Genomic DNA, 23225 nt, shown 5'->3' with positions numbered 1-23225 from the left:
CTACATCCGTACGTGATGGGTGGAGGGTGCGGCTGTCGCGGCGGACAGGTGATCGCGTTCAAAGTGCAGCCACGGCGGATCTTCGCTTTCGCACAGCCCGTTCAGGTAATCGCGATCGCGGATCGTATCCATCGGATGCCAGAAGCCGTGATGCTTGTAGGCAAACAGTTGACCGTCCCTGGCGAGATTGGTCAGCGGCGACATTTCGAGCGGTTCGGAAAGGCTCGGAATGTAGTCGAGGACGCCGGGTTCAAAGACGAAGAAGCCGCCGTTGATCCAGGTTTCCTTCTTCTGCACCTTCTCGGTGAACTCGACGACCTGGTCGCCCTCGATCTCGAGGTTGCCGAAGCGGGCCGGCGGCTGCACGGCGGTGACCGTTGCAAGGCGCCCGTGCGAGCGGTGAAACGCCAGTAGGGCCTCGATGTCGATGTTTCCCACGCCGTCCGAATAGGTCACCATGAAGGGCTCGTTGTCGAGCCATTCGCGCAGTCGAAGGAGCCGCCCTCCGGTCATCGTCGACAGGCCCGTGTCCACCACAGAGACATTCCAGTCGAGCGGATGATTGGGGTGCAGCACCATTGAGCCGCTTCCCAGCGCGACGGTAAAGTCCGCGGTCGACAGATGGAAGTTATGGAAGAAGCTTTTGATAGACATGCATTTATAGCCGCCGGCAACGACGAAGTCGCGGTGCCCCCAGTGGCTGTAAATATCCATGACGTGAAGAATGATGGGCTTGCCACCAACCTCGACCATTGGCTTGGGAATACGCGTGGTTTCCTCGGCCAGGCGCGAGCCAAGCCCTCCCGCAAAGAGAACGACTTTCATAGCGGTCTCCAAGAATATATGTTTGGGATAGTGTTTGACGTGTCAGGTTTAATTCATGAGCAATCGCGATCCAATGCGCGACTTGAGTGTTTTCAATAACTGATAAAAATGCACGACAATAAAGGCAGGAGGTTACCTGCGGGCTACGGAATATGTCTGGATAAGTCCCAGGGTTTCCGTTATGTTAAGTAACTAATATACAAGAAATACCTTATATTCTGCTTGGCCGCAAGCCTTTTTATGTGTCAGGTTTATCCTTGCACGCTTGTCGGGGTTGTCCCGCTAGGCCATGCGTCGCTGCGCATTACGATCCTATGTGATGCATTTGAAGCCATGTGCGACTGCATCGTTCCCGTCGCGAGCCTGTGTTTTATACTTCGTCTAAGTTTGTTCGGAGTTTTTGAATGACCTATCCAGTAATTGTTTCTTCCGAAAGGCAGGACTCGGTGGAAGGAAAATCAGTCGGGATTTTCTATCAAGTTGCCGTGGCCCTGTTCTTCCTGTTCGTTTTCTATTTTCTGTTTCTTCGGATCATGAATTTCGACTTACGGCGAGACGAGCAGCTCTATGTCCCGCCGGCCAGGCTCTTGAGCGAAAATGCGCTCTACGCCGACTTCTTCTACAATCATCCGCCGGCCTCCGCGTGGTACTTCTACGGCATCAGCAAGCTGACCGGGTCGAGCGACCTGCTCTTAAGCGGTCGCCTCGGTGTTTTCCTAGCCTGGGTCCTCCTGACTGTTGCTGTCGGTGGCGTGGTGTACGTGTTGACGCGCTCGGCTTGGGCAACTGTCTGTGTCGGCATCCTGTCGCTGGTGAACGAGTTGTTCCTGACGCAGACGGGTGTTACCGCCACCAACAATTTTCTGCCGTGGCCGCTGGCCTTTCTCGGCCTCAGTCTTTTTCTTCTCGCCCTGCGTAATGAACAGCGCCGTTCGTTGTTGGTGGCGCTGGCCGGGTTTCTGCTGGCTTTGGCCGTGTGTTTCAAGCTGAGCGCCATCGCCTTCATCCCGGCCGTGGCCGTGACCGCATTCCTTTTGCCGCGATCGCTGGCGCTGAAGGATCGTATCGTAAAGGTCGCGACGCCGCTTTTGGTCGGCGGACTTGTCGGCGGGGCGCCGATCCTTTTCTATCTCGTCAGGGATCCCCAGCTCTTCCTGGCGCATGTGGTGCGCTACCATACCGGTCCGCATCCGCAGTATTGGCGGCTGATGAGCGGCGACGGGGAGGGCGGTGCGATGTCGCTCGCCCAGAAGCTGGTCATGGCGCAGGATATATGGCTTGCGCCGGCCGTGGCCGTGGCGCTTGCGGCGCTCGTCGCCATCGCGTTCATCGTTCTTGCCCGGCGCCCCGACAATGTGACAGCCGAACCAAAGCTGCGCATGGGGGAGTTGCTGGTGCTTGCGGGCGTGCTCTTCTGCAGCTTTGTGCTGAGCTTCGTTCCAACGCCCGGGTTCCCGCAGTATTTTGCACCACCGCTCGTCTGCCTTCCGCTGGCATTCGGTCTCTTGCTCGAGGCACTCGGGCCGCGCGCGCTCCCCATGGTGCGGCCAATCCTGCTCTCGGCCGTACTTGTCGTCCTTGCGGTCAACGCGCCGCGCCTTGGTCAATACCTCGGCAACGCGACCCATCCGCAGCAGTGGACGACAATGCGCGTGCATGAGGCAGGAGTGACGATTGCTGAGAGGATGCAGGCTGCCGGCGTCACCGGCAAGGTTGCGACGCTCGCGCCTATCTATCCGATGGAAGGCGGCCTCGATGTCTATGCCGAGTTGGCGACTGGGCCGTTTGCCTACCGCACCGCCGACATGACGAGCCCCGAGCTGGCGAAGTACTATAAGATGACATCGCCATCGACGATTGAAGCTCTGTTCGAGAAAGACCCGCCGGCAGCGTTTCTACTTGGCTTTGAAGAAGAACTGGAAAAGCCGATGCGTGCCTTTGCGGAAAGCCACGGCTACGTGCAGTCCGCCTCTCTCGGCTTTAAGGACAGATATGGGGTTCCGACCCTCTATCTGAAGCCAGCAACGACGCCCGGATCGTGATCGGGGATCCGGCCTCGCCTTCTTAAGGCGGTGCCGTATCAGGTCGAGACGCGCGCTGCCGGGTAAAGCGTCTGGGTCTCTTCAGGCGCTGCAATGACATTGTCCCATTGCTGAAGGACCGACTGGATGGCGTAGCGCGCGGCAACCGCGCGTGCGCCCATGGCGCCGATCTGGTGCCGGAGTATCGCGTCGGCCGCCAGGCGGGCTATCGCGTCTGCCAGCCGGCGAGTGTCTTCCTTCGGAACGAGCATGCCAACCGCCGGCGTGTCGATGATTTCCGACGGCCCCCAGGGACAATCAAACGCAATGCTGGCAAGGCCCGCGGACATCGCCTCCAGCAGCACATTTGGGAAGCCTTCGAAGCGCGAACTGAGGACGAAGATATCGCCGGCGTTGATCCATTCGACCGGTGATTTGGTCGTGCCCGGCATACGAACGCGGTTCGAAAGGCCGAGGCGTCGGACCTGTTCCTCGAGCACGGGCCGTTCCGGGCCTTCGCCGTAGATGGTCAACGTCACGTTCGGCGTGCGCCCCGCGATATCGGCAAAGGCGTCTATCAGCAGATCGAAGCCCTTCTGCCTGTCAAGGCGGCCGACGGCTAGCACCCGGGTGTTGGTACCTGACTGTTTGTCACGCACATGCTGAAGCGTGATCGGGTTGGGGATGATCACCGCCTTGGATTTGAGGGCCGGCGGCAGCGAATTGACCGCTTCCGTCGTCTGCATCACCAGCCGCTCCGCCAGGCGAGCCGCCAGCGGCCGCGCCAATCGCCACAGCTTGTTCATATCCTGCGTTTTAAAGTTGTTTCGCTCAGAAAGGACGAGCCGCAGGCGGAGGCCGCGGCTGGCAAGTACGACCATGATGTTGACCTTCGTAAGAAAAGAAATGACGAGGTCGGGTGACAGGGCGCGCAGGCGCGCGCGCAATCGGGCGACACGCTCGGCCGTCCTGAAGACAGGCACCGACGAGCCGCCGCCGAGCGCTTCCACACGGACGGACCTGTCATAGGCAAAGTAGGTCTCCGGGGTTTCAGCATTGAGCGCGAGCACGTGCACGTCGTCACCGCGGGCAGAGCGATGGCGCGCAAGAATGTTGACGACCTTTTCAGCGCCGCCCGCACCAAGCCCCGAAAGCACAAACACAATTCGCAATGGCGGCTCCTGTCTCGATTGAGGCAGGCGGACGTCCCGCCTGCGCCCGACCCGCCCACGGCCTAGACGGCGCTCATCCAGCCGTGGGTCAAGGCGAAATGGACAATCTGCGCCCGCGTGTGGAGTTGCAGCTTCTCCGTCGCGCGGGCCTTGTATGTTTCGATCGATTTGACGCTGACATTGGCGCGCGCGCCAATTTCCTTGTTGGAGTACCCAAGGGCGACGAGGCGTAGAACGTCCTGCTCGCGACGGGTCAGCCCCGGCACACCGGCTGTCTTCATCGCGCGCGACCCTGGATTTGGTGCCAAGCGGGTCAGTTCCTGGGCAGTTGGCGGATCGAGATAGAGCCCACCATGCGTCACGGAGCGAACTGCAAGCAGCAGGTGCTCGGGCCCAGAGCACTTCTGGATGAAGCCCTTCACGCCGATCTGAAGCGCCTGCTGCGCGTAGGAGCGCTCCGGGTAAATCGTCATCACCACCACATAGGCCGAAAGCTGCTGCTGGAGGATTTGCTCCGCGAGCGTAAGGCCGCTCATGTCGGGAAGGGCAATATCGATGACCGAAACCTCCGGCCCGGTCTCCTTGATCAGTGCCAGAGCATCCGCACCCGTTCCGGCCGAGCCGACGCAGACAATATCGTTGGTCGTCTCAATCGTCGTGCGGGCGCCGACGATGACGAGCGGATGGTCGTCGATGATGACTGCGCGTATTGGCGTCGTCATGATGCCCGCCTGACTGTCGGCGCCAAGTCCGCCGGCATTCGCGTAGGTCGAGTCCTCTTTTTGTTCTGGTTCACGTGTCGGTCCCCCTTCTCCGAATTCTCGTTCCGCAGCTTTAGCCGTGCGGTGGCTGCTAGAAGTTCCTCAGGTAGTTGGAGTAGCGCCGTTCGATGTGGTGCAGCGTGTATTCGCTTTCGATACGATCTCGGGCAAGATGCGCGTAGCGGGCATATTCCTCCGGCGATAGGTCGAGCACCTTGCGCATGGCGTCGGCAAAGGCCTCGGGATTACGGGCGGGCACGACGATCCCGGCATTGCCGGCAACCTCCGCTGCGTCTCCGACGTCCGTTGCCACCACCATTTTTGCGTAGCTCATCGCCTCGGCAACGACGTTTGGAAAGCCTTCGGTTCTGGAGGACAGAGCGAGGATGTCGATACTTCGGTAGAAATCCTCCATGTCCGCGACTTCGCCCCTAAGGTCGATGGCCTCGCTTGGCAATCCGGCGTCGGCAATCAGCCGCACGACTTCGGGATTGTCCCAGGCCAACCCCCGTCCGGCGGCAAGAAAGCGCGTGTCGGGATGGGTGCGCAACACCGAAGCGGCGGCGCGAAAGAACGTGGCGTGGTCCTTCTGCGGGTGGAAACGCGCGACGATTCCGATCCGTCGGGGCGATGCTTCATGGCCTGCCGAAACCGCCGGAATTTCAAAGCCATTCGGGATGACGACCGAATTCAGGTTGCGGTAGCCATAGGCGCGGTGCATTTCGCAGGCGCGCGACGAATTGTAGATAATGCCGGAGGCCGAGCCGGAGAGCGCCCGGGCAGCGGCGATCGCCATATACGAGCTTCGCGACAGCGAGGCGACATCATCCAGCGACTGGCGCACATTCCAGATGACCGGCGTTGCGCGACGCGCAAGTTTAGCAGCCACCGTGCCGACCACCATGGCGTGGTACATCCAGCAGAGCATGACACTCGGCTTTTCCTGGCGGATGATGCTGGCAAGCCGCATCGTGCCCTGCAAAATGGCCGGGAGCGAGTGCGCGCCGAGCGCCACATACTCGACGCGCGGATTGTCCGCAAGGTCACGGTTTCGCGCCGAGACATCGAGCAGCGATACGACCATGACGCGTTCGTCAGATGACGCCTTGAGCAGGCGCGCGAGCATCGTCTCAGCTCCGGCGCTTGCGCTGAAATTGGTGATCAAATGCAATATCATACCGTGGATCCGAAGTTGCGCCGCCGCTTGGGCCTTCCTCCGCATTCCCTGAGCCTGACGACAGGGCACACTGGTGTGCGTCCCGGCGCTGGTCACAAGCATTAAATTCCTGGGCGTCGCAGTGCACGCCAAGAAATCAACTTCCTATTGCCTCGATTAGACACGTCGGACGCGATTATTCTGAAATAGGTTCGTACTCTAAATTGGCCTTCCAGGGCGCACCCCAGAAAAGCAGTGGTTTCAAGATACAACGGCAGACACTGTCATGCAATTATTCTCTTGCAGTATAGCCCGGCTCTGAAATAGCATCCCGTCATATCATACTTGAAATACATTAATATCGCCCGGATGGGTTATTTCTTCCCTTGGTTGTGATCCGAGTTGTATATTACGCTCTGACACATTGTGCATTTGAGAACCAAAATGCGTTTTGCTCTGGTTGGTGCCGTCGAAGGATCCCTGATCGCGCTCAATGCCCTGCTGGCGAAGGGGATGCTGCCGTCCCTGGTGGTTACGTTGCCGCCGGAGGCTGCGGATCGCCATTCCGATTTCGCGGACTTGACGACGCCGGCGCGCGCGGCAGCCAGCGCGGTCTGCCATACGACAAACGTGAACGCCGAAGAGACGCTTGCAGCCATCCGCGCGAGCGCCCCGGACCTCATCCTGGTCCTCGGCTGGTCGCAGATCTGCCGTCAGGCCTTTCGTGCCATCCCGCGCCTGGGCGTGATCGGTTTTCACCCGTCGGCGCTGCCACGTCTGAGAGGCAGGGGTGTTATCCCCTGGACCATCCTGCTTGATGAAAAGACGACGGGTTCGTCGCTCTTCTGGATAGACGAGGGCACGGATTCCGGCCCCATCATCCTGCAGCGCCTTTTTTCCGTCGCGCCGGATGAGACGGCGCGTAGTCTCTACGGCAAGCATGTGTGCAATCTGGCGGAGATGGTGCCGGAGGCCGTTGAATTGGCCGCAGCCGGCAAGGCGCCGCGGATGGAGCAGGACCACAGCCTGGCGAACTATTGTGCAAAGCGTGTCGCGGAGGACGGCCTGATCAATTGGCAGCGCCCAGCGGTGGAGGTGCTGCGACTGATCAGGGCGGTCGGCGAGCCCTATCCCGGCGCTTTTTCGCGCCAGGACGGAAAGGTCATCCATATCGATGCGGCGCGGGTCTTCGCGGAGTCCTTCCGCTACATCGGCCTTGCCGCGCAAGTTCAGACCCATACGGCGAATGGTTTTACCGTGATGTGTGGAGACCTTGAGTGCATCGAGGTAACCGCGTGGCGCACGGCCGACGGCCGGCGCCCCCCGGTGCACAGCAAGTTGGGCGCGTAGCCGCGCGGGCATTGGCAAAGGGTTCAGTCAGGCGGGGCCACGGCGATTGCTTTTGCCCGTCGGCCTAACAGTCAAGGAGAAGGCGTGTATGGCGTACCGATCGTTCAAGATCCTCTTTTCTTCCGCAGGAAGACGTGTTGGCCTGATCGAGTGTTTTCGCCGGGCAGCGCGCGCGCTTGATATCGATATCCAGATTCTGGCGTGCGACCTTGATCCTGACCTGAGCGCGGCCTGTGCCGTTGCAGACCGAGCTTTCGCGGTACCCGCCTATAATCACCCGGAGTTCACGGGCCGCCTGGCGGAGATTGCGCGGGCACATGATGTGCGCCTGCTCGTACCAACGATCGATCCCGAACTGGTGCCGCTTGCGGCAGCGGCGGGGGATTTCGACCGCTTCGATTGCCGCGTGCATGTGAGCACTCCGCCTGTCATCGACGTTGTGCGCGACAAGCTCGAAACCATGCGTGTGCTCGACGCGGTTGGTTTGCCCGTCCCGCGAACCGGCATGCTGGAGGAGGTTCGCGGCGAGCTTTCCAGCTGGGACTGGCCGCTGTTCCTCAAGCCCAATGCCGGGAGTGCAAGCCGCTCGATCAGCATGGTGCGCTCAATGGCTGACCTGCCTGAAACGACCGCAGAGCCGATGATCCTGCAGCAATATCTCGACGGTCCGGAGCATACGGTCAATGCGTTCGTCGATGACGGCGGCACATTGCAGTCGGTCATTTCGCATCGGCGCTTGCGCGTAAGGGCGGGCGAGGTTGAAAAGGGCGTCACCGAGCGCCATTCGCCGCATCGGGCTATGGCTGAGGGTATTTTACGAGCGTTGCCGGACTTGCGCGGCGCGTTCTGTTTCCAGGTCATCGACGATCGGCTCAGCGGCCCGCGGGTGATCGAAATCAACGCCCGCTTCGGCGGAGGCTATCCGCTTGTGGATCATGCCGGCGCGACCTTTGCCCAATGGCTGCTGGAGGAAGTGGCGGGCCTACCGAGAACGGCGCACGACGATTGGCGAGAAGGTGTGCTGATGCTGCGATACGACGCGGCGGTCTTCAGGGGATAGGCGGATGGGCGAGCAGGTGCTTGTCTTCGATCTCGACGACACGCTTTATCTGGAGCGGGATTTTGCCTTGAGCGGCTTCAAGGCCGCCGATGCTTGGCTGGCGAACCATATCGGCGCGGAAGGCTTTGCCGGGTTTTGCGAGGCAGCTGCTGCGAGCGGGCAAAGTGGACGCGTTTTCGATACAGCTCTGGCAGCGATGGGCATTGCCGTTAACGAGGTGTTGGTAACCCAGTTGGTCGGCGTCTATCGCGGACACCGGCCGGAAATAGCCCTCGCCGACGATGCTCGCCGCTATCTGGAGCGTGCGCGCGCCGGCCGAAGGGCGATCATCACAGACGGGCCAGCGGCCACGCAACAGGCTAAGGTCAAAGCGCTGGGGCTCGAAGCCCTGGTGGACCGGGTAATCTTCACTGATCTTTGGGGGAGAGAATTCTGGAAGCCGCATGCACGCGCCTATGAGGCGATCGAGGCCTGGGCGGAGCTCACACCCGACAATCTCGTCTACGTCGCCGACAATCCGGTGAAAGATTTCGTCACGCCGCGCCGGCGCGGGTGGAAAACTGTGATGGTGGCGCGCGAAGAGCGGGTTCACCGCATAGCGGCGCCGCACGAGGCGCACCAAGCCGACAGGCGGATCAGCGATCTCGACGAACTGGACGACGCATTGCGATCACTCGCCGCTGGTGAAGCGGTCTCTCGGTGAGCTTGTCGCGAGAAGGACTGCCAACATGGGCGGGAACGGGTGGGAGTGGCGGCCGCGGAGCGCGTATTCAAACTCGCGGCCGCCGGTATTTTACGCGAAGGTGAAGTCCGCCGCGCTGAAGTTGGCCGCAGACAGAGTCCCGTTCGGATCGTCGACGACGATTTGGAAGGCGTGGCCGGCCGAATCGTGCGCCTTCAGGATCACGTCGCCGCTCGGGTCGTCATACGCATAGACCGTGCCGGGGCCACCGGTGTTGGCGTAGCGGGTGATGCCGAGCTTCTCCAGCACGATCCGATCGAGGCCATCCTGATAGTCCATGATGGCGTCACGACCACCATCGATCGCGCCGGCGCCTTTGAAGACGAAGCGGTCGGCATCAGCACCGCCCCAAAGCGTGTCAGAGCCGGACTCGCCGATGAGCGTGTCCTTGCCTGCGTCACCGCGGACGGTATCGTTGCCGAGGCCGGCATAGAAGAAATCGTCGCCGTCGCCGCCGTTGAGAACATCGGAGCCGTCTTCGCCGCTGATGCTGTCGTTTCCGCCGTCGCCGTAGACGAGGTCGTCACCCGCGCCGACAGCGATCTTGTCGGCACCGCTCCCGCCATGCGCCTCGTCCCGGCCGTTCTCGGAATCGAGAATGTCGTTGCCGTCGCCGCCGTCGAGATAGTTGTCGCCGTCGCCGCCGTCGACCCGGTCATCGCCGATGCCGCCATAGACGTGGTCGTTCCCCGACTGGCCCTTCAGCGCATCGTTGCCGCCTTCGCCATAGATGTAGTCGTTGCCGGCGCCACCGCTGACGGCCTGTGTGGTCACCTTGCCGGTTGCGGGATCGACGCGATTGACGAAGCCATCGTTGCCGTCACCGGCATGAATGATATCGTTCCCGTACCCGCCGTCGATGTATTCCTCGCCGGCGCCGCCATAGAATGTGTCATTTCCGCCACCGCCGAGCATGTGATCATGGCCATCTCCGCCGTCGAGGATGTCGTCGCCATCTTCACCGTCGAAGATGTCGTTGCCCAGGCCACCGACGAAGTGGTCGTTGCCAAGGCCGCCATCGAAGGAGTCGTTGCCGACGCCGCCTTCAGCATAATCGTCGCCTGGACCGGCCTTGAAGAAGTCGTTGCCGTCGCCTCCATACATCCGGTCGTTGCCGTCGCCACCGTCGAGATAGTCGTCTCCGGCATAGCCCCAAAGGCTATCGTCGCCGCCATATCCATAAATTGTGTCAGCTACGTTCGTGCCATAAAGCGTGTCAGCTACGGGTCTTCCCTTAACGATCATGTTTCCATCCTTTATTAGTGGGGCAGAATACGCGCCGTTGCTTTTACCGACCGCTGCGCAAAGACAGCAAGCGACCTCAGCGTGTGAAAACTGTGATCTGTCGCGTTAAATGGTGGGGGCTTAAAATAGCATCTATAAGCAACCCCTACAACAGATGTATAGTACCTACTCAACCCCCGGCATGTTGACATCGCGGAACATTTCCATCGATACGGCCCCACTTAAATTCCTAGAAATGGCGTAGTTGCAGCATGGTAGACAAAAGAATCACAAGCGGCAGTTTACGCTCTGCGTTCCTGCGCAGCGTCATTGATCTCGGCTTGTTCTCGACGGTCGTCAACGTGTTGGCCCTGACCTCGCCGCTGTTCCTGATCCAGGTTTATGATCGGGTTTTGCCCTCTTCGAGCATCGAAACGCTCGTCTATCTCACGATTATCGCGTTCCTTGCCTTCGCATTCCTCGGCCTGCTCGATGTGATTCGGACGATCTATGCGGTGCGCATGGCGGCCAAACTCGACAGCGAGCTCGGGGCGACCGCCTTTGCGAACGTGGTCACGGCAACGGGGCGGGAGCCAGGTGACATCCAGCCCTTGCGCGATCTTGCGACCATCAGAGGCTTTGTCGCTTCACGCGGCACGCCGGTCCTCTTTGATCTGCCGTTCTCGCCGGTGTTCGCCGCACTCCTTTATCTCCTTCATCCGCTGCTCTTCTTGATGACGACGATCGGCGGGATCGTGATCTTGCTCTTGGTTTTCCTCAATCAGTACATGAACAAGAAGGCGTCGCAGTTCGCACAGGAGCGTATAACCAGCGCCAATCTGACGGCGCAGATGTTCAGCCGCAATGCCGAGACCGTGCGTGCGATGGGCATGACGAACAATGTCAGCGAGGTTTGGGGCCGACAGTTTGCTGCCGCGACCGCGGCAGCGGACGGAAGCCTCGTCGTCAACGCCATCTTCGGCGGCATATCGCGATCGATCAGAATGATCCTGCAGATGGCGATCCTCGCTGTTGGCGCGACCCTTGTCTTAAAGGGGCAGATGACTGCCGGCATGATTTTCGCGTCGTCGATCCTATCGGGCCGCGCGCTGCAGCCGCTCGATCAGCTGGTTGGGATCTGGAAGCAGGCAATGGATGCGCGCAGTGCCTGGCAGCGGTTCGAAAAGGTGATCGAGGCCGGCGATGCCGATAGCCGCAAGCTTCTGCTGCCGAACCCCGCCGGCGATATCGCCGTGCGTGATTTGCTCTATGTTTCGCCCGATGCCGGAGCCGACCCTGAGCCGATCCTGAAGCGGCTGAATTTCACGATCGCTGCTGGTGAGAGCGTTGCTGTGGTCGGACCGAGCCGGGCGGGCAAATCGACGCTCGCGCGGCTTCTGACCGGCGCCGTTATCCCGACGGCGGGCTCGATCACCATCGACGGTGCGGATCTGAGAACCTGGGACGCGACGCAGCTCGGCAGTCTGATCGGCTATCTCGCACAGGACGTGCAGCTGCTGCCGGGCACGATCGCTGCCAACATCTCCCGCTTCGAGCCGGATGCAGCCGACGAGGCGGTGGTTGCGGCCGCGCGTGCGGCTCATGCCAATGATCTCATCCTGTCGCAGACGAAGGGCTATCAGACCCCGATTGGGCCGGGTTCCAACAATCTCTCCGGCGGCGAGCGGCAGCGCATCGGGCTTGCGCGCGCCTTCTACGGCTCCCCGCGGCTCCTTGTTCTCGACGAGCCGAACGCCAACCTCGACAGCGAAGGGGAAGCGGCACTCGGACGGGCGCTGCGAGACGCGAAAGCGCGCGGCGTCACGGTCGTCATTGTCACGCACCGCATTTCGATCGCAACCACCTGCGACCGGATCCTGGTGATGAAGAATGGCCGGATCGACGACTTCGGCCCGACGGACGAGGTGGCGCGACGGGCGCCGTCCGAAAGGGCTGACCGGGCCGCGAAGGCCGCGGCTGTCAAGCGACAGGCGAACCCGCCGCCGACAAACATTTCCACCTTCCTACCTGGCAGAACCGGGGATCGGCCATGACGGCGGCGGGTACTCCGCGCTCCTGGCGGGAGACAATCGTGACCGATACCGGGCTGGTCGCCCGGCTCGGCTATGGGACGCTTGTTCTCATCCTTGCCGGTTTCGGCTATTGGTCGGCAACGGCGCCGCTCTCCGGTGCTGCGGTCGCTTCCGGCACGATCACGGCCACGGGCCGTAATGTTCTCGTGCAGCATCTGGAAGGCGGGATCGTCAGCGAAATCGCGGTTCGCGAGGGCGATGCGGTCGCAAGGGGGCAGACGCTCGTGGTCCTCGACGACACCGTCGCCCGCACGCAGCTCAACCGCCTTGCCAAGCAATGGGTGGCGCTAAAAGCGCGGGAGGCGCGCCTTGCCGCCGAACGGGACGGGCTGCGGGATCTGACGATCGCGATCGGCAACGCGCCGGCCACGATGTCCTCCGCAAGCCGTGACCTTACGGAAGAGCAGGTAAAGGAGTTCCAGACCCGGCTTGCCCGCTTCACCTCCGAGACCGTTATTCTGCAGCAACGGGTCGAAAGCCTCAACGATGCGCTCGATGGCTTGGGCGCGCAGAAGGCGGCGGTCGAGAAGCAGACGCAGATCGTGCGCGGTGAAGCCGAGCGAAAGTTCAATCTCCTGGAAAAGGGGCTGACGAACCGCACGGAGTACACGCAGCTTCTTCGCGTCGAAGCGGACCTGCTCGGCCAGGTCGGCATGCTGCAGGCGGAAGCCTCGTCGAGCCGCACGCAGGTCGCAGAAGCGCGTGAGCAGATCGAACGGCTGAAGAACCAGCGCGTCGAGCAGGCGGTGACCGCGATGAACGAGGTGAAGGCCGGGCTTGCCGACATCGAAGAACAAGTCGAGGCCGCGCGCCGTGTGCTCGAGCGCACCGTCGTCAAAGCGCCGGTGGACGGCGTTGTCGTCGCCTCGGTCTACAATGCCGTCGGCAGTGTCGTCGGTCCCGGCGAGAAGATCATGGAGATCCTGCCGACAGGGGACCTGGTCGTCGACGCGCGTATTCATCCGCAGGACATCGACGTCGTCCATATCGGTCAGCCGGCGAGGGTCCGCCTCTCGGCGCTCAACACCAGCTTGGCGCCGGAGGTCTCTGCGACGGTTGCCCATGTCTCGGCCGACCGCCTGACCGATCCGGCGACGCGCGAGCCCTATTACAGGGCCGTGTTGCGCCTGGATACGCCGCTGCCGCCCGGCGTGCGCATGGAGCAGCTGCATCCGGGGATGCCGATAGACGCCTTTATCGAACTCGGCGACCGCACCTTCCTTGAGTATCTGATCCGGCCGATTTCCGACTCCTATCGACGCGCCTTTGCGGGGGAATGATCCCACAAGGCCCTTCCAGCGCAGGATTGCACTGGCCGAGGTATACTCCGATGTTCCAGGGACGCGCTCCGGGGCCTGGTTGGCGGGTCCGTTTCCGGTGGTTAAGGAGCACTTGTCGGCGTCCCTCGATCCTTAACCGAGAGCGTTCCACCGCGCGGGAGGGTATTGAAGCGCCGTTTCCAGCCGCGCTAAGATTTATCTGATGTATAACTTCGGTTATTCTTTCGGTTGTTCTATCGATTATTTTACATGCGAAAAATAACGACCGTTTAATGTAAAAATATCGGATTTGCGTTCAGTTTTTATGTTTTAGTTCTTTGTTTTGAACGGCGCGTTCTTTCATCCGTGTGGTGGAATGCTCGCTAGTTAATCCTAAAGTATTACGGATTAGTTTGAAGTGATACTATTGAGTTCTAATATAATTAGGTAAATTTCTTCCAATAAAACGAAAAGATAATTTACACGCGGTTCTTGGTGTGCGAGAGTTTCGGCGAAGTTGGCGTATTTTATTGCGAAGACCAAAACTTGTATCAGTGCATAGATAAAATAGATTTCAGGTAAATTTGTATGATCTGATCGGTATCAGAAGTTTATTCCAAACACATTCAACGAGACATGACGTCTCAAGGCGCATCACTCGTCCGTCCGTTATCGGCGCGGCGATTGAATGGCGTTCTATCGATCGAAGGGTGTCGCATGCATCGCAACGAGGCCGCTGCCCAGCCAACGCAAGCCGTCGCCCCGTCTCCGCCGTCTGTGGCGAGATACTGGGCAAGGTTCCTCACCATACTCGCCTGGTTTGCCGCCGTCGGACGTGCGCTTCTGCGCTTGGCGGCAAGAACCGCCGTATCGTCGGTCAAGCAGGTTCGTCGATCGCGCGTGCTCTATGCGATGGACATAACGTCTGCAGCCCTGGCGCTCGTGGCCGCCTTTTTCTTGCGCTATGGCTTCGACGCCATGTCGACGCGACCGGAGCTTATCTGGGCGCTGCTGGCGACCGGGCCGCAATATCTTCTGGCCTGTGCGCTTGCCTTTCCGATTGCGGGATTGTACGCCCGCGACTGGCGCTACTGCTCGGTCTCGGACTTGCGCTCGATCCTTCAGGCCGTCTTGATCAGCTCGGCGGCGCTGGTGTTGATGTCGTTCTTTGCGAACCGCCTCCAGGATATGCCGCGAAGCGTTGTGCCGCTCGAGGCGCTGCTTTTGACCGCATTCCTTTCGGCTTCGCGGCTGAGCTTCCGGCTCGACGAACTGGCGTTGCGCCCAACGCGGCGGCAGCCGGTCGCCGACGGCAATGCCGACCAGATCCCGACCTTGCTCGTCGGCAGCGGCCATGCGGCAGATCTCTATCTGAGAGCGCTCCGCCGCGATCCGCATTGCAGCCATAAGCCAGTCGGCTGCTTGGAAGTGACGCCGGAACATACGGACATGACCTTGCGCGGGATTCCGATCCTAGGCGCGCTCAGCGATTTCGAAACTGTGGTCTGCGCGCTCGCAGAAAATGGACAGCTGCCGCGCCATGTCGTCTTTACCGAATCGCTTTCGGCGTTCGGCGAAGCCGCTGAGGATGTGATGCGGCGCGCCGAAGCGCGTGGCATGACCGTATCGCGCCTGACGCAGATCACGGAACTCAAGAGCGCCAAGCAGGAAAGCCGTTTCGAACTACGCTCGATCGAGCTGACGGATCTTCTGGAGCGCCCGCAGGCAGCCCTCGACAACGAGGCAATTCTTCGCCTCGTCCGCGGTCGGCGCGTCCTGATCACCGGCGCCGGTGGTTCGATCGGCAGCGAACTCACCTTGCAGGTGGCGGCGCGTGAACCGGCCGAACTCATCCTGGTCGAGAACTGCGAATACAATCTCTATGCGATCGACATGGAACTCGGCGAGCGCTATCCGGCCGTCAAGCGGACCGCAAACCTTTGCAACGTACGCCGGGCCAATCGCGTCAACGACGTCTTTGGCAAGTACCGGCCGGAGTTGGTCTTCCATGCCGCCGCGCTCAAGCATGTGCCGATGGTGGAGCTTAACCCTTGCGAGGGTGTACTGACCAATGTGATCGGCACGATGAACGTCGCGAACGCCGCCCGCCGCTTCAAGGTGCAGGCGATGGTGCAGGTGTCGACCGACAAGGTCGTCAATCCGACCAGCGTGATGGGCGGGACCAAACGGCTGGCCGAACTCTATTGCCAGGCGCTCGACCTTCATTGCCTGAAGAAGGGTTCCGGCCCGCGCTTCATGACTGTTCGCTTCGGCAACGTGCTCGGATCGAGCGGCTCGCTGATCCCGTTGTTTAAGCGGCAGATCGCCAAGGGTGGCCCGCTCACTGTTACCGATCCGCGCATGACGCGCTTCTTCATGACCATTCGCGAAGCCGTCGAACTGACACTGCAGGCTTCGGCCTATGGTCTGGAAGGCGAAATCGGCAAGGGCGAGATTTTCGTTCTGGACATGAATGAGCCGATCAAGATCATCGACATCGCCAAGCGGATGATCCGGCTTGCCGGCCTGACGCCGGGCAAGGACATCGATATCGATATCATCGGTCTCAGGCCCGGCGAAAAGCTCTATGAGGAGTTGTTCGACAGTGGCGAGCAACGCATAAGTTCACCTATTCCAGGTGTGCTCGGCGCGATCCCGAATGCCGTGCCCCTGGCGACGCTCAAGGAGATGTTCGCGCGCTTGAAGCTATTTGCCGAACTCGGTGATCAGGCGATGGTCTTTGCGATCATGAACAGCCTCATTCCGGGCTTCGACAAACACCCGGCTGAAGGCGCGGCTGCTGCCTCGTCGGACGACGGGGAGGATGGGGCCGCTGACGCCGATGCCGCGCATCCCACCGACGATGTCCTGCAAGCAGCGCTGTCGAACCTTAGGCGGGGGCCGCCTTCGACGCCGATGCCGATGTGACCAGTGCGATCTTTTCTAACGCTCGTATGGAGCTTCCCGCATGTTGATTGACGCGAGCGACTATTCTGCGGTCAGGCTGCCGCCACAGCGGGCGGCTGCCGCCGCGGGATCGGCGGTTGCCAGCGTAGTTCCGAAACAGCGTATCGCGGTACTTTCGAGCTACAGTCGCTCTCTCACCAATTTTCGCCTGGAGTTGCTGCGACGCTTGGTGGAGGCCGGCCATTCGGTCCTGGCCGTCGGGCCGGAGCAGGACGAGGACGTCGTCCGGCAGCTTGCCGCGATCGGTGTAGAGTTCGTCCGCTCGCCCATGAGCCGCACCGGGCTCAACCCACTGACGGATCTCGCGACGCTCTGGTCCTACACGCGGCTGCTACGCTCGCGGCAGATCGATGTCGTGATCCCCTATACGATGAAGCCGATCGTCTACGGCGGCATTGCCGCTCGTCTGGCTGGCGTCAAGCGACGGTATTTTCTCGTGACCGGCCTTGGCCACGTCTATTCGGAAGCCGCAGGAAAGCGGTGGGTCGGGCGCCGCATCAAGCAACTGAGCGTGTTGCTCTACCGACTGGCGCTAAAGGGGGCAGGCGGGGTCTTTGCCTATAATCGCGCGGATTCGGCTGATATCGAGAGCTGCAGGCTGATTTCCGATCAGCGCGACTTGACGCTCGTGCCGGGCTCTGGCGTCGACCTCGACCACTATGCCTTTTCGAGCCCGCCCAGCGGGCGCCCGGTCTTTCTGCTCGTCGCCCGCCTGCTGAAGGACAAAGGGATCAGCGAGTATGTCGAGGCCGCACGCCTCGTCCGCCAGCAATTCCCGGAGGCCGAATTTCGTCTTCTGGGGCAGTTCGATCCGAGTCCGGCCGCGATCTCCGCTGAAACCATCGATGGATGGGTCAAGGACGGCAGCCTGAACTATCTCGGCGAAACCACGGATGTGCGCCCGCATCTCAGCGATTGCAGCGTCTTCGTCCTTCCGTCCTACTATCGCGAGGGCATACCGCGCAGCATTCTCGAGGCGATGTCGACGGGGCGCGCGATCGTCACAACCGATCTGCCGGGCTGCGACGAGACAGTGGTCGACGGGCTCAACGGTTACCTTGTGGAGCCGCGCAACGCCAAGCAACTGGCCGAAGCCATGTGCCGCTTCCTCAGGGCGCCTTCGCTGATCACAGACATGGGTCTCAGGTCTCGGGAACTTGCCCAATCCAAGTTTGATGTGCATGCCGTGAACAAGATTCTTCTCGAGCGCATGGCGCTTATCTGAGGGATCAAGGTTTTCGAACAACCATCAGCATTGGTCGCATGGCCCGCGTGCGCTGCGGCGCGGGGTGCCTATCGATCGAACCATGTCGCCTATGACGTCATCTGCGATCAGGATTCGACGGCAACTGGAATGAAAGCTCGCTTAGAAACGGCCTGGTCTTTCGCCCCATATGCTTCATGCTCAGGAACCACCACCGTCGATGGAAGAAGTCGCGCGCCGGATGCTGAGAACTCAAAACAAGAATTGGATCGAAGTTGGATTTCCTTTGACGGAAGTGTTATCATTTTTCATTATTGTCGGTCGGATACTTAACTAAGGTTTTTATGTTTAAAGCTCTCATGGCCGGCGGCGGCATGGTTTGTTTCATGAATAGTTCTTACGGGTTTGGAACGTCCCCGCGGAAGTCAAGGACGGATGCAGGATGTGCGCGGTACATGGTGACGAGCACTCGACTTGTCGAGTGGCTGCGGATATCGGCGACGTGTCGTGTTTTTCGCTTCGTTTGAAGAAAGTTCAAGGACTTAGCCCGCACATGTTACGGATCGAGTGGCGAGGTGCCCGGTGTCGGCAAGCCTCTACCGGCGCCCAAACGATCCTGCGCCTGACGCATCGGGTGTCTCTTGAGTCTAATCGGCGAACGGGGCGAACGCTCGTAGCGCGCACGAATGCAAATCGCATCCATGACGCTATCAGAAGAATGACCATTCGGTGAGGGACCAGTGATGTGCGGAATTGCAGGCCTCATAAACTACGCGGGACGCCAGCAGGAAAGATCGAACGCCACGCTGCGATCAATGGCGGAGGCACTTGCCCATCGCGGTCCCGACGCCGGCGGGATCTGGCTGGCTGAAGACGGGCATGTCGGCCTCTGCCATCGTCGGCTGTCGATTATTGATCTCTCGCCCGGAGGAGCGCAGCCAATGCACTCCGCCAGCGGGCGTTATTCGATTGTCTACAATGGCGAGATTTATGGCTTTCTTGGGCTTCGGGCCGAACTGGAGACGCGGGGAGTTCGATTTCGCGGCCACTCCGATACGGAGGTTCTTATCGAAGCGGTCGAGCTATATGGTCTGGAAAACACGCTCAAGCGCTGCAATGGGATGTTCGCCTTCGCTCTCTATGACAGCGTCGAGCGCAAAGTCATCTTTGCCCGCGATAGGATTGGCAAGAAGCCCCTTTACATCGGATTGTCCGGTGAGGCAGTCGTCTTTGGATCCGAGCTGAAGAGTATCAGGCGACATCCGTCGTTCCGCTCGCCGGAAATTGATCGCGGCTCAGTCGCATTGTACCTGCGGTACAACTACGTTCCCACTCCCTACTCGATCTTTCGTAACATATTCAAATTGCCGCATGGATCGACGGTCAGCATCTCTGTTGACGAACCTCCGCCCTCAATTGCCGCGGTGCTCGCCTCGACGAAGCTCTACTGGGACGCGTTTGATGTGGCCGAACGTGGATATGCGCGTCCGATCGAATCCGAAGAGGAAGCCTTGGAACTACTCGACAACTGTCTGAAGACAGCCGTTAGCGAGCGCATGGTGTCGGATGTGCCGGTAGGTGCGCTGCTTTCCAGTGGCGTTGATTCCTCGCTGGTGTCGGCTGTGATGCAGGAAGTCTCTACCTCTCCCGTTAAGACCTATACGGTTCGTTTCATGGAAGAACAGTATAACGAGGCGGATGCTGCGTCGGCTGTTGCTCGCCACCTGAAGACGGATCACACGGAAATTACCGCCGAACCGGAGATTGCGTTCAAGCTGATATCCGACCTGCCTGATGTTTATGACGAGCCTTTCGCCGATCCATCGCAGATCCCGACTCTGTTGGTTTCGAAACTGGCGCGACAGACCGTAACGGTTGCACTTTCGGGGGACGGTGGCGATGAATTTTTCGGCGGTTACAAGCGATATCAACGAATGTTGACGTTTGATCGTCTGGCGAAAATGGCGCCCCCGATTGCCCTTCGAGCCGTGAAATTCACTCCGGGGTGGTTGCTTGATGTCGCAGCGCCACTTGGCCGCCGCGCTCTTCCCGCAGCCTTGCGGGACGAGGCCACCGGCAGTCGCATGAAGCGGCTGGCCGAGCTGCTTCAGATCCATGATACTGACGACCGATACTTGAATTTCGTCTCTCAGTGGCCGGATGCGACCGATGTCGTCATCGGCGGACATGAACCACCCACCGCAATGTCGTCCAAGCGAATTCCGGCTGCCCTCAATCCCGTGGACAGGATGATGTATCGGGATATGGTGTCATATCTCCCGGACGATATCCTGGTTAAGTTGGACCGCGCTTCGATGGCTGTCGGCCTTGAAATGCGCGCACCTCTTCTCGACTACCGTTTTGTCGAACTGGCTTGGCGTGCGCCGCGGGCCCTCTGCTTTTCGCAGGGGCAAGGCAAGCTCGCGCTACGCAAACTGCTGGCGCGGCGGTTGCCAGAAAAACTCATGAATCAACCGAAACGCGGGTTCGGCATCCCGCTTAATGCTTGGCTGCGCGGTCCGCTGCGTGCCTGGGCGAGCGAAACCCTATCTCCATCTCGGCTGCGTCGCGACGGTGTATTTCGCTCGGAACTGATCGAGGCGCGTTGGAAAGAGCATCTAACGGGCAAGCGTGATTGGGGACCTCACCTCTGGACGATCCTGATGTTCAATTCTTGGATGGATCGTTGGACCAGTAGCTAGCAGTGGGGCGCACATTTGAGCCTCCCGCAGTAGCCGGGCGATGCCGTTTGGGTCGGGCGCTCTGCTCATGTTGCAGAGCCGTCTCATATTGTGTCGCGAAATAACGGTGCCCGAGTGAAGAACCGCTGGCGCGCCTCACCCCCACTGGGCGGAAGCCGTGCCTGAAGCTTCTGGCCTTGAGGTCGCCAGGAAGAAACTGTTTGAAACGACCGTCGACGGTGTCGACAGACCCGCGACCATTCTCAACAGGAGTTACTTCTCTGCCGCGCAGATCCGATCGGCCGGTCGAACATTCGATCCAATCTGTGCGGCGCCGGAAGCCTGCTGATCATGACCGCACGAACGAGAAGCGCAAAAACGGGGGCACGCTTTTCGAAGTGGGTGCCGACGGCACGTTCACGGTGCTGATGCGCGTCGGTTCCGGATCGGAGGTCGAAGACCTGATCCTCGGCTGTCCGGCGCCCTGACGCTCTCCCTATAGGTCTTCTCGAGGGCAAGCCTTAGCCTTGTTCCTTCTCAAGTCTCTGCGAAACGGTAAACCTGGCTGCGGGAGGCTTGACGCCGCCTGGGCGACAAGGAAGATTGCAACCCAGACGGAAGGTCCGGTCACGGACGCACTGGCCGAGTGCCGGTCGCGCTCCACGGTCGGCTCGGCGGCTCAGGAATCCACCTACACTTAAGATCCAGGCGCCTCCGATCGCGATGAGGTGTCGCGAGGGAAAACGGCTTGAACAGGATACTGGTTACCGGTGGAGCCGGCTTCATTGGCGCGCACCTCGCGCGTCGGCTGGTAAAGGCCGGCCATGACGTGACCGTCCTTGATGATCTGAGTTCGGGAAAGCGAGAAAACGTCCCGCAGGCTGCGACCTTCATCGAAGGGTCGGTGCTCGACCGCGACGCCGTGCGCCGCGCGCTCGCCAATGTGGATGCCTGTATCCATTTGGCGGCGATCTCGTCGGTCGAACGGTGCAAGCGACAACTGACGTCATCGCACGCAATCAACATAACGGGGTTCCTCACGATCATCGAGGAACTTGCCCATTCTCGCGCTCATCTTCCGCTTGTCTACGCCTCATCGGCTGCGGTCTACGGGGCAAGCCAGGATCTGCCGCTTTCGGAAGACGGACGTTGCATTCCGTTGTCGCCTTATGGTGCGGACAAGCTTTCCTGCGAACTTCACGCGCGGTCTGCCTATGAGGTCTACGGCATAGCGAACCTGGGACTGCGTTTCTTCAACGTGTACGGGCCGGGGCAGGATCCATCGTCTCCCTATTCTGGCGTGATCGCGAAGTTCGCCGAACGGCTGGAGCGCGGTGAAAACATCACGATCCATGGGGATGGCCGTCAGACCCGCGATTTCGTCCATGTGGATGACGTTGTGGAGGCTTTGCTGCACGCGCTTGGCCGCTGGGACACGGGCGCGCGCATCGTCAATGTTTGCAGCGGCGTCGAGACATCGATCAGCGACCTTGCGCGGATCATGATCGAGGAAACCGGCAGCCGCTCGGATATCACCTATATCGACAGCCTTTCGGGTGAAGTCAGGCGCTCGCGGGGGTGCGTCGAATCGCTTCACGCAAAACTCGACTATCGCTGCGTGACCGACCTTCGGGCCGGGCTCGCGCGACTGCTGCAGTGATCTCGATGGCAGAGCAGGCGGCGATGCTCGCCTGCTGCGGAGTGGGGGCGATCGCGCTATTGGCGTCCTCTTGCTGCAAGCATGGTGCGTGCCATTCCTCGCCCTTGAGACTTTTTTGTTCAACTTCCATGGTGTAGAAACGCCGGAAACGACCCAAACGGGAATCATCGAGGGGATCTGCGCATGGAACTGCTGACGCTTCAACATTTCGCGGGTTGCGTCGGTCAGGCGTTCGAGCTGTCCCTTGGTGAGAGCACGGTGCCTTTGACACTTGCGGAAGCCACACCCGGTACGACGCCGATCTTGCCGGGCATGCTTCGCGCGCCCTTTTCGCTGATCTTCCGCAGCGGTTCAGCGATCGTGCTGCCGCAACAGATCTACCGGCTTAAAAATGCGTCGCTCGGCGCACTGGACATTTTTCTCGTGCCGGTTGCCCGCGACAAGCAGGGTATTGTCTACCAGGCCGTTTTCAATTGACGCTGAAGTGGGCGGTCAGCGGGGCTCCGCTTCGTCGAAATCGCCGGGCGACCACTCCATCTTGATATGCGAGCCGACATCGTTGATGCCCCGAAATCCAAGGCGCTGATAAAGCGCTTGGGCTCGAAAGTTTCGTTGCTCGACATGCAAGGTGAGAACGCACGCCTCTGAGGTTGCGGCCTCACGCTGAATAGCCGTCAGTAAGGCTGTGCCTTTGCCCTGGCGGCGCCACTCAGGCAAAAATCCGATATCGACGATGAGCCAGCGCTCCTTTTCGGCGTCCAGATAGAGCCGGCCGACCGGCTTGTCTCCGATTTCGACAACGAGATAGTCCGCGTCCGGATAGACCGACCGGTAGTGGCGATGCTGGGCGATAAATTGTTGTTCGAGAAAGACCTGCTTCTGCTCAGGCGACCATGGAACGGCCGCCAGTTCGTCCGCGCGAAACGACGAGTAGAGCTCGAGCAAGAATGGCGCATCCACTGACGCGGCATGACGCAGGGACATGCCCTGCACCCCCAAACGAGGTGGATCAGACCGGATCTGAAAATCGACCGCGAAAATGTCAGCGTA

At 60.4% G+C, this 23225-nt stretch carries 17 protein-coding genes; 11 read left to right on the top strand and 6 right to left on the bottom strand.

Annotated elements, in window-relative coordinates:
- Complete coding sequence (gene rfbF, locus AC3WVQ_RS26040; protein ID WP_492383208.1) at nucleotides 1-825, bottom strand: glucose-1-phosphate cytidylyltransferase; 825 nt, start codon at nucleotides 823-825, stop codon at nucleotides 1-3.
- 404 nt (nucleotides 826-1229) lie between these two features.
- Here rfbF and AC3WVQ_RS26035 point away from each other — a divergent pair, with 404 nt between their 5' ends.
- Nucleotides 1230-2867, top strand: a complete 1638-nt coding sequence (locus tag AC3WVQ_RS26035; RefSeq protein ID WP_492383207.1) for a glycosyltransferase family 39 protein — start codon at nucleotides 1230-1232, stop codon at nucleotides 2865-2867.
- A gap of 38 nt (nucleotides 2868-2905) precedes the next feature.
- On the opposite strand, the gene AC3WVQ_RS26030 is transcribed toward AC3WVQ_RS26035, so the two are convergent.
- The 3 genes from AC3WVQ_RS26030 to AC3WVQ_RS26020 form a co-directional block, all read right to left on the bottom strand.
- Nucleotides 2906-4009 (bottom strand): glycosyltransferase family 4 protein, encoded by a 1104-nt coding sequence (locus AC3WVQ_RS26030; RefSeq protein ID WP_060643782.1) that lies wholly within the window; start codon nucleotides 4007-4009, stop codon nucleotides 2906-2908.
- 71 nt (nucleotides 4010-4080) lie between these two features.
- Nucleotides 4081-4740 (bottom strand): response regulator transcription factor, encoded by a 660-nt coding sequence (locus AC3WVQ_RS26025; protein ID WP_060529414.1) that lies wholly within the window; start codon nucleotides 4738-4740, stop codon nucleotides 4081-4083.
- A gap of 130 nt (nucleotides 4741-4870) precedes the next feature.
- Entirely contained in the window at nucleotides 4871-5956 is a 1086-nt protein-coding gene (locus AC3WVQ_RS26020; RefSeq protein WP_060529413.1) for a glycosyltransferase, read from the bottom strand.
- A gap of 423 nt (nucleotides 5957-6379) precedes the next feature.
- Here AC3WVQ_RS26020 and AC3WVQ_RS26015 point away from each other — a divergent pair, with 423 nt between their 5' ends.
- The 3 genes from AC3WVQ_RS26015 to AC3WVQ_RS26005 are packed head-to-tail and all read left to right on the top strand — an operon-like array spanning nucleotide 6380 to nucleotide 9048.
- Entirely contained in the window at nucleotides 6380-7285 is a 906-nt protein-coding gene (locus AC3WVQ_RS26015; protein WP_060529412.1) for a methionyl-tRNA formyltransferase, read from the top strand.
- A 46-nt stretch (nucleotides 7286-7331) separates the two neighbouring features.
- Entirely contained in the window at nucleotides 7332-8345 is a 1014-nt protein-coding gene (locus AC3WVQ_RS26010; RefSeq protein ID WP_492383206.1) for an ATP-grasp domain-containing protein, read from the top strand.
- Nucleotides 8346-8349: 4 nt separating this feature from the next.
- Nucleotides 8350-9048 (top strand): HAD family hydrolase, encoded by a 699-nt coding sequence (locus AC3WVQ_RS26005; RefSeq protein ID WP_060529410.1) that lies wholly within the window; start codon nucleotides 8350-8352, stop codon nucleotides 9046-9048.
- Nucleotides 9049-9138: 90 nt separating this feature from the next.
- On the opposite strand, the gene AC3WVQ_RS26000 is transcribed toward AC3WVQ_RS26005, so the two are convergent.
- Nucleotides 9139-10332 (bottom strand): calcium-binding protein, encoded by a 1194-nt coding sequence (locus AC3WVQ_RS26000; protein WP_492383205.1) that lies wholly within the window; start codon nucleotides 10330-10332, stop codon nucleotides 9139-9141.
- Between the two features lie 251 nt (nucleotides 10333-10583).
- Between AC3WVQ_RS26000 and AC3WVQ_RS25995 the strand changes: the two genes are divergently transcribed.
- From AC3WVQ_RS25995 to AC3WVQ_RS25965, 7 genes are all read left to right on the top strand, one after another.
- Nucleotides 10584-12365 (top strand): type I secretion system permease/ATPase, encoded by a 1782-nt coding sequence (locus AC3WVQ_RS25995; RefSeq protein WP_492383204.1) that lies wholly within the window; start codon nucleotides 10584-10586, stop codon nucleotides 12363-12365.
- A 38-nt stretch (nucleotides 12366-12403) separates the two neighbouring features.
- Nucleotides 12404-13684: an HlyD family type I secretion periplasmic adaptor subunit gene (locus AC3WVQ_RS25990; protein WP_492383203.1), complete on the top strand. Its 1281-nt coding sequence runs from the start codon at nucleotides 12404-12406 to the stop codon at nucleotides 13682-13684.
- A 696-nt stretch (nucleotides 13685-14380) separates the two neighbouring features.
- A complete protein-coding gene (locus AC3WVQ_RS25985) occupies nucleotides 14381-16591 on the top strand; it encodes a polysaccharide biosynthesis protein (RefSeq protein WP_492383202.1) in 2211 nt (736 codons plus the stop codon).
- A 40-nt stretch (nucleotides 16592-16631) separates the two neighbouring features.
- On the top strand, nucleotides 16632-17855 hold the full coding sequence (locus AC3WVQ_RS25980) for a glycosyltransferase family 4 protein (protein ID WP_060529406.1): 1224 nt from the start codon (nucleotides 16632-16634) through the stop codon (nucleotides 17853-17855).
- Nucleotides 17856-18577: 722 nt separating this feature from the next.
- Nucleotides 18578-20536, top strand: a complete 1959-nt coding sequence (gene asnB / locus AC3WVQ_RS25975; protein ID WP_492383201.1) for an asparagine synthase (glutamine-hydrolyzing) — start codon at nucleotides 18578-18580, stop codon at nucleotides 20534-20536.
- 727 nt (nucleotides 20537-21263) lie between these two features.
- Entirely contained in the window at nucleotides 21264-22175 is a 912-nt protein-coding gene (locus AC3WVQ_RS25970; protein ID WP_492383200.1) for an NAD-dependent epimerase/dehydratase family protein, read from the top strand.
- 183 nt (nucleotides 22176-22358) lie between these two features.
- Nucleotides 22359-22652 carry a DUF6916 family protein gene (locus tag AC3WVQ_RS25965; protein WP_492383199.1) on the top strand — a complete coding sequence of 98 codons (294 nt, stop codon included), beginning with the start codon at nucleotides 22359-22361 and terminating at the stop codon, nucleotides 22650-22652.
- A 15-nt stretch (nucleotides 22653-22667) separates the two neighbouring features.
- Here the strand turns inward: AC3WVQ_RS25965 and AC3WVQ_RS25960 are convergent, their stop codons facing one another.
- Nucleotides 22668-23159 (bottom strand): GNAT family N-acetyltransferase, encoded by a 492-nt coding sequence (locus AC3WVQ_RS25960; protein ID WP_082572862.1) that lies wholly within the window; start codon nucleotides 23157-23159, stop codon nucleotides 22668-22670.
- Nucleotides 23160-23225 lie beyond the last annotated feature (66 nt).

Source organism: Ensifer sp. EB106-05-01-XG146, from assembly GCF_058791875.1.
This window is presented reverse-complemented; position numbering and strand designations above follow the sequence as displayed.

What these genes read in the sequence shown, in the direction of transcription:
- rfbF (WP_492383208.1), bottom strand. Translation starts at nt 825, where the DNA reads ATGAAAGTCGTTCTCTTTGCGGGAGGGCTTGGCTCGCGCCTGGCCGAG.
- AC3WVQ_RS25965 (WP_492383199.1), top strand. Translation starts at nt 22,359, where the DNA reads ATGGAACTGCTGACGCTTCAACATTTCGCGGGTTGCGTCGGTCAGGCG.
- AC3WVQ_RS25995 (WP_492383204.1), top strand. Translation starts at nt 10,584, where the DNA reads ATGGTAGACAAAAGAATCACAAGCGGCAGTTTACGCTCTGCGTTCCTG.
- AC3WVQ_RS26020 (WP_060529413.1), bottom strand. Translation starts at nt 5,956, where the DNA reads ATGATATTGCATTTGATCACCAATTTCAGCGCAAGCGCCGGAGCTGAG.
- AC3WVQ_RS25985 (WP_492383202.1), top strand. Translation starts at nt 14,381, where the DNA reads ATGCATCGCAACGAGGCCGCTGCCCAGCCAACGCAAGCCGTCGCCCCG.
- AC3WVQ_RS25960 (WP_082572862.1), bottom strand. Translation starts at nt 23,159, where the DNA reads ATGTCCCTGCGTCATGCCGCGTCAGTGGATGCGCCATTCTTGCTCGAG.
- asnB (WP_492383201.1), top strand. Translation starts at nt 18,578, where the DNA reads ATGTGCGGAATTGCAGGCCTCATAAACTACGCGGGACGCCAGCAGGAA.
- AC3WVQ_RS26035 (WP_492383207.1), top strand. Translation starts at nt 1,230, where the DNA reads ATGACCTATCCAGTAATTGTTTCTTCCGAAAGGCAGGACTCGGTGGAA.
- AC3WVQ_RS26015 (WP_060529412.1), top strand. Translation starts at nt 6,380, where the DNA reads ATGCGTTTTGCTCTGGTTGGTGCCGTCGAAGGATCCCTGATCGCGCTC.
- AC3WVQ_RS26005 (WP_060529410.1), top strand. Translation starts at nt 8,350, where the DNA reads ATGGGCGAGCAGGTGCTTGTCTTCGATCTCGACGACACGCTTTATCTG.
- AC3WVQ_RS25980 (WP_060529406.1), top strand. Translation starts at nt 16,632, where the DNA reads ATGTTGATTGACGCGAGCGACTATTCTGCGGTCAGGCTGCCGCCACAG.
- AC3WVQ_RS26025 (WP_060529414.1), bottom strand. Translation starts at nt 4,740, where the DNA reads ATGACGACGCCAATACGCGCAGTCATCATCGACGACCATCCGCTCGTC.
- AC3WVQ_RS26000 (WP_492383205.1), bottom strand. Translation starts at nt 10,332, where the DNA reads ATGATCGTTAAGGGAAGACCCGTAGCTGACACGCTTTATGGCACGAAC.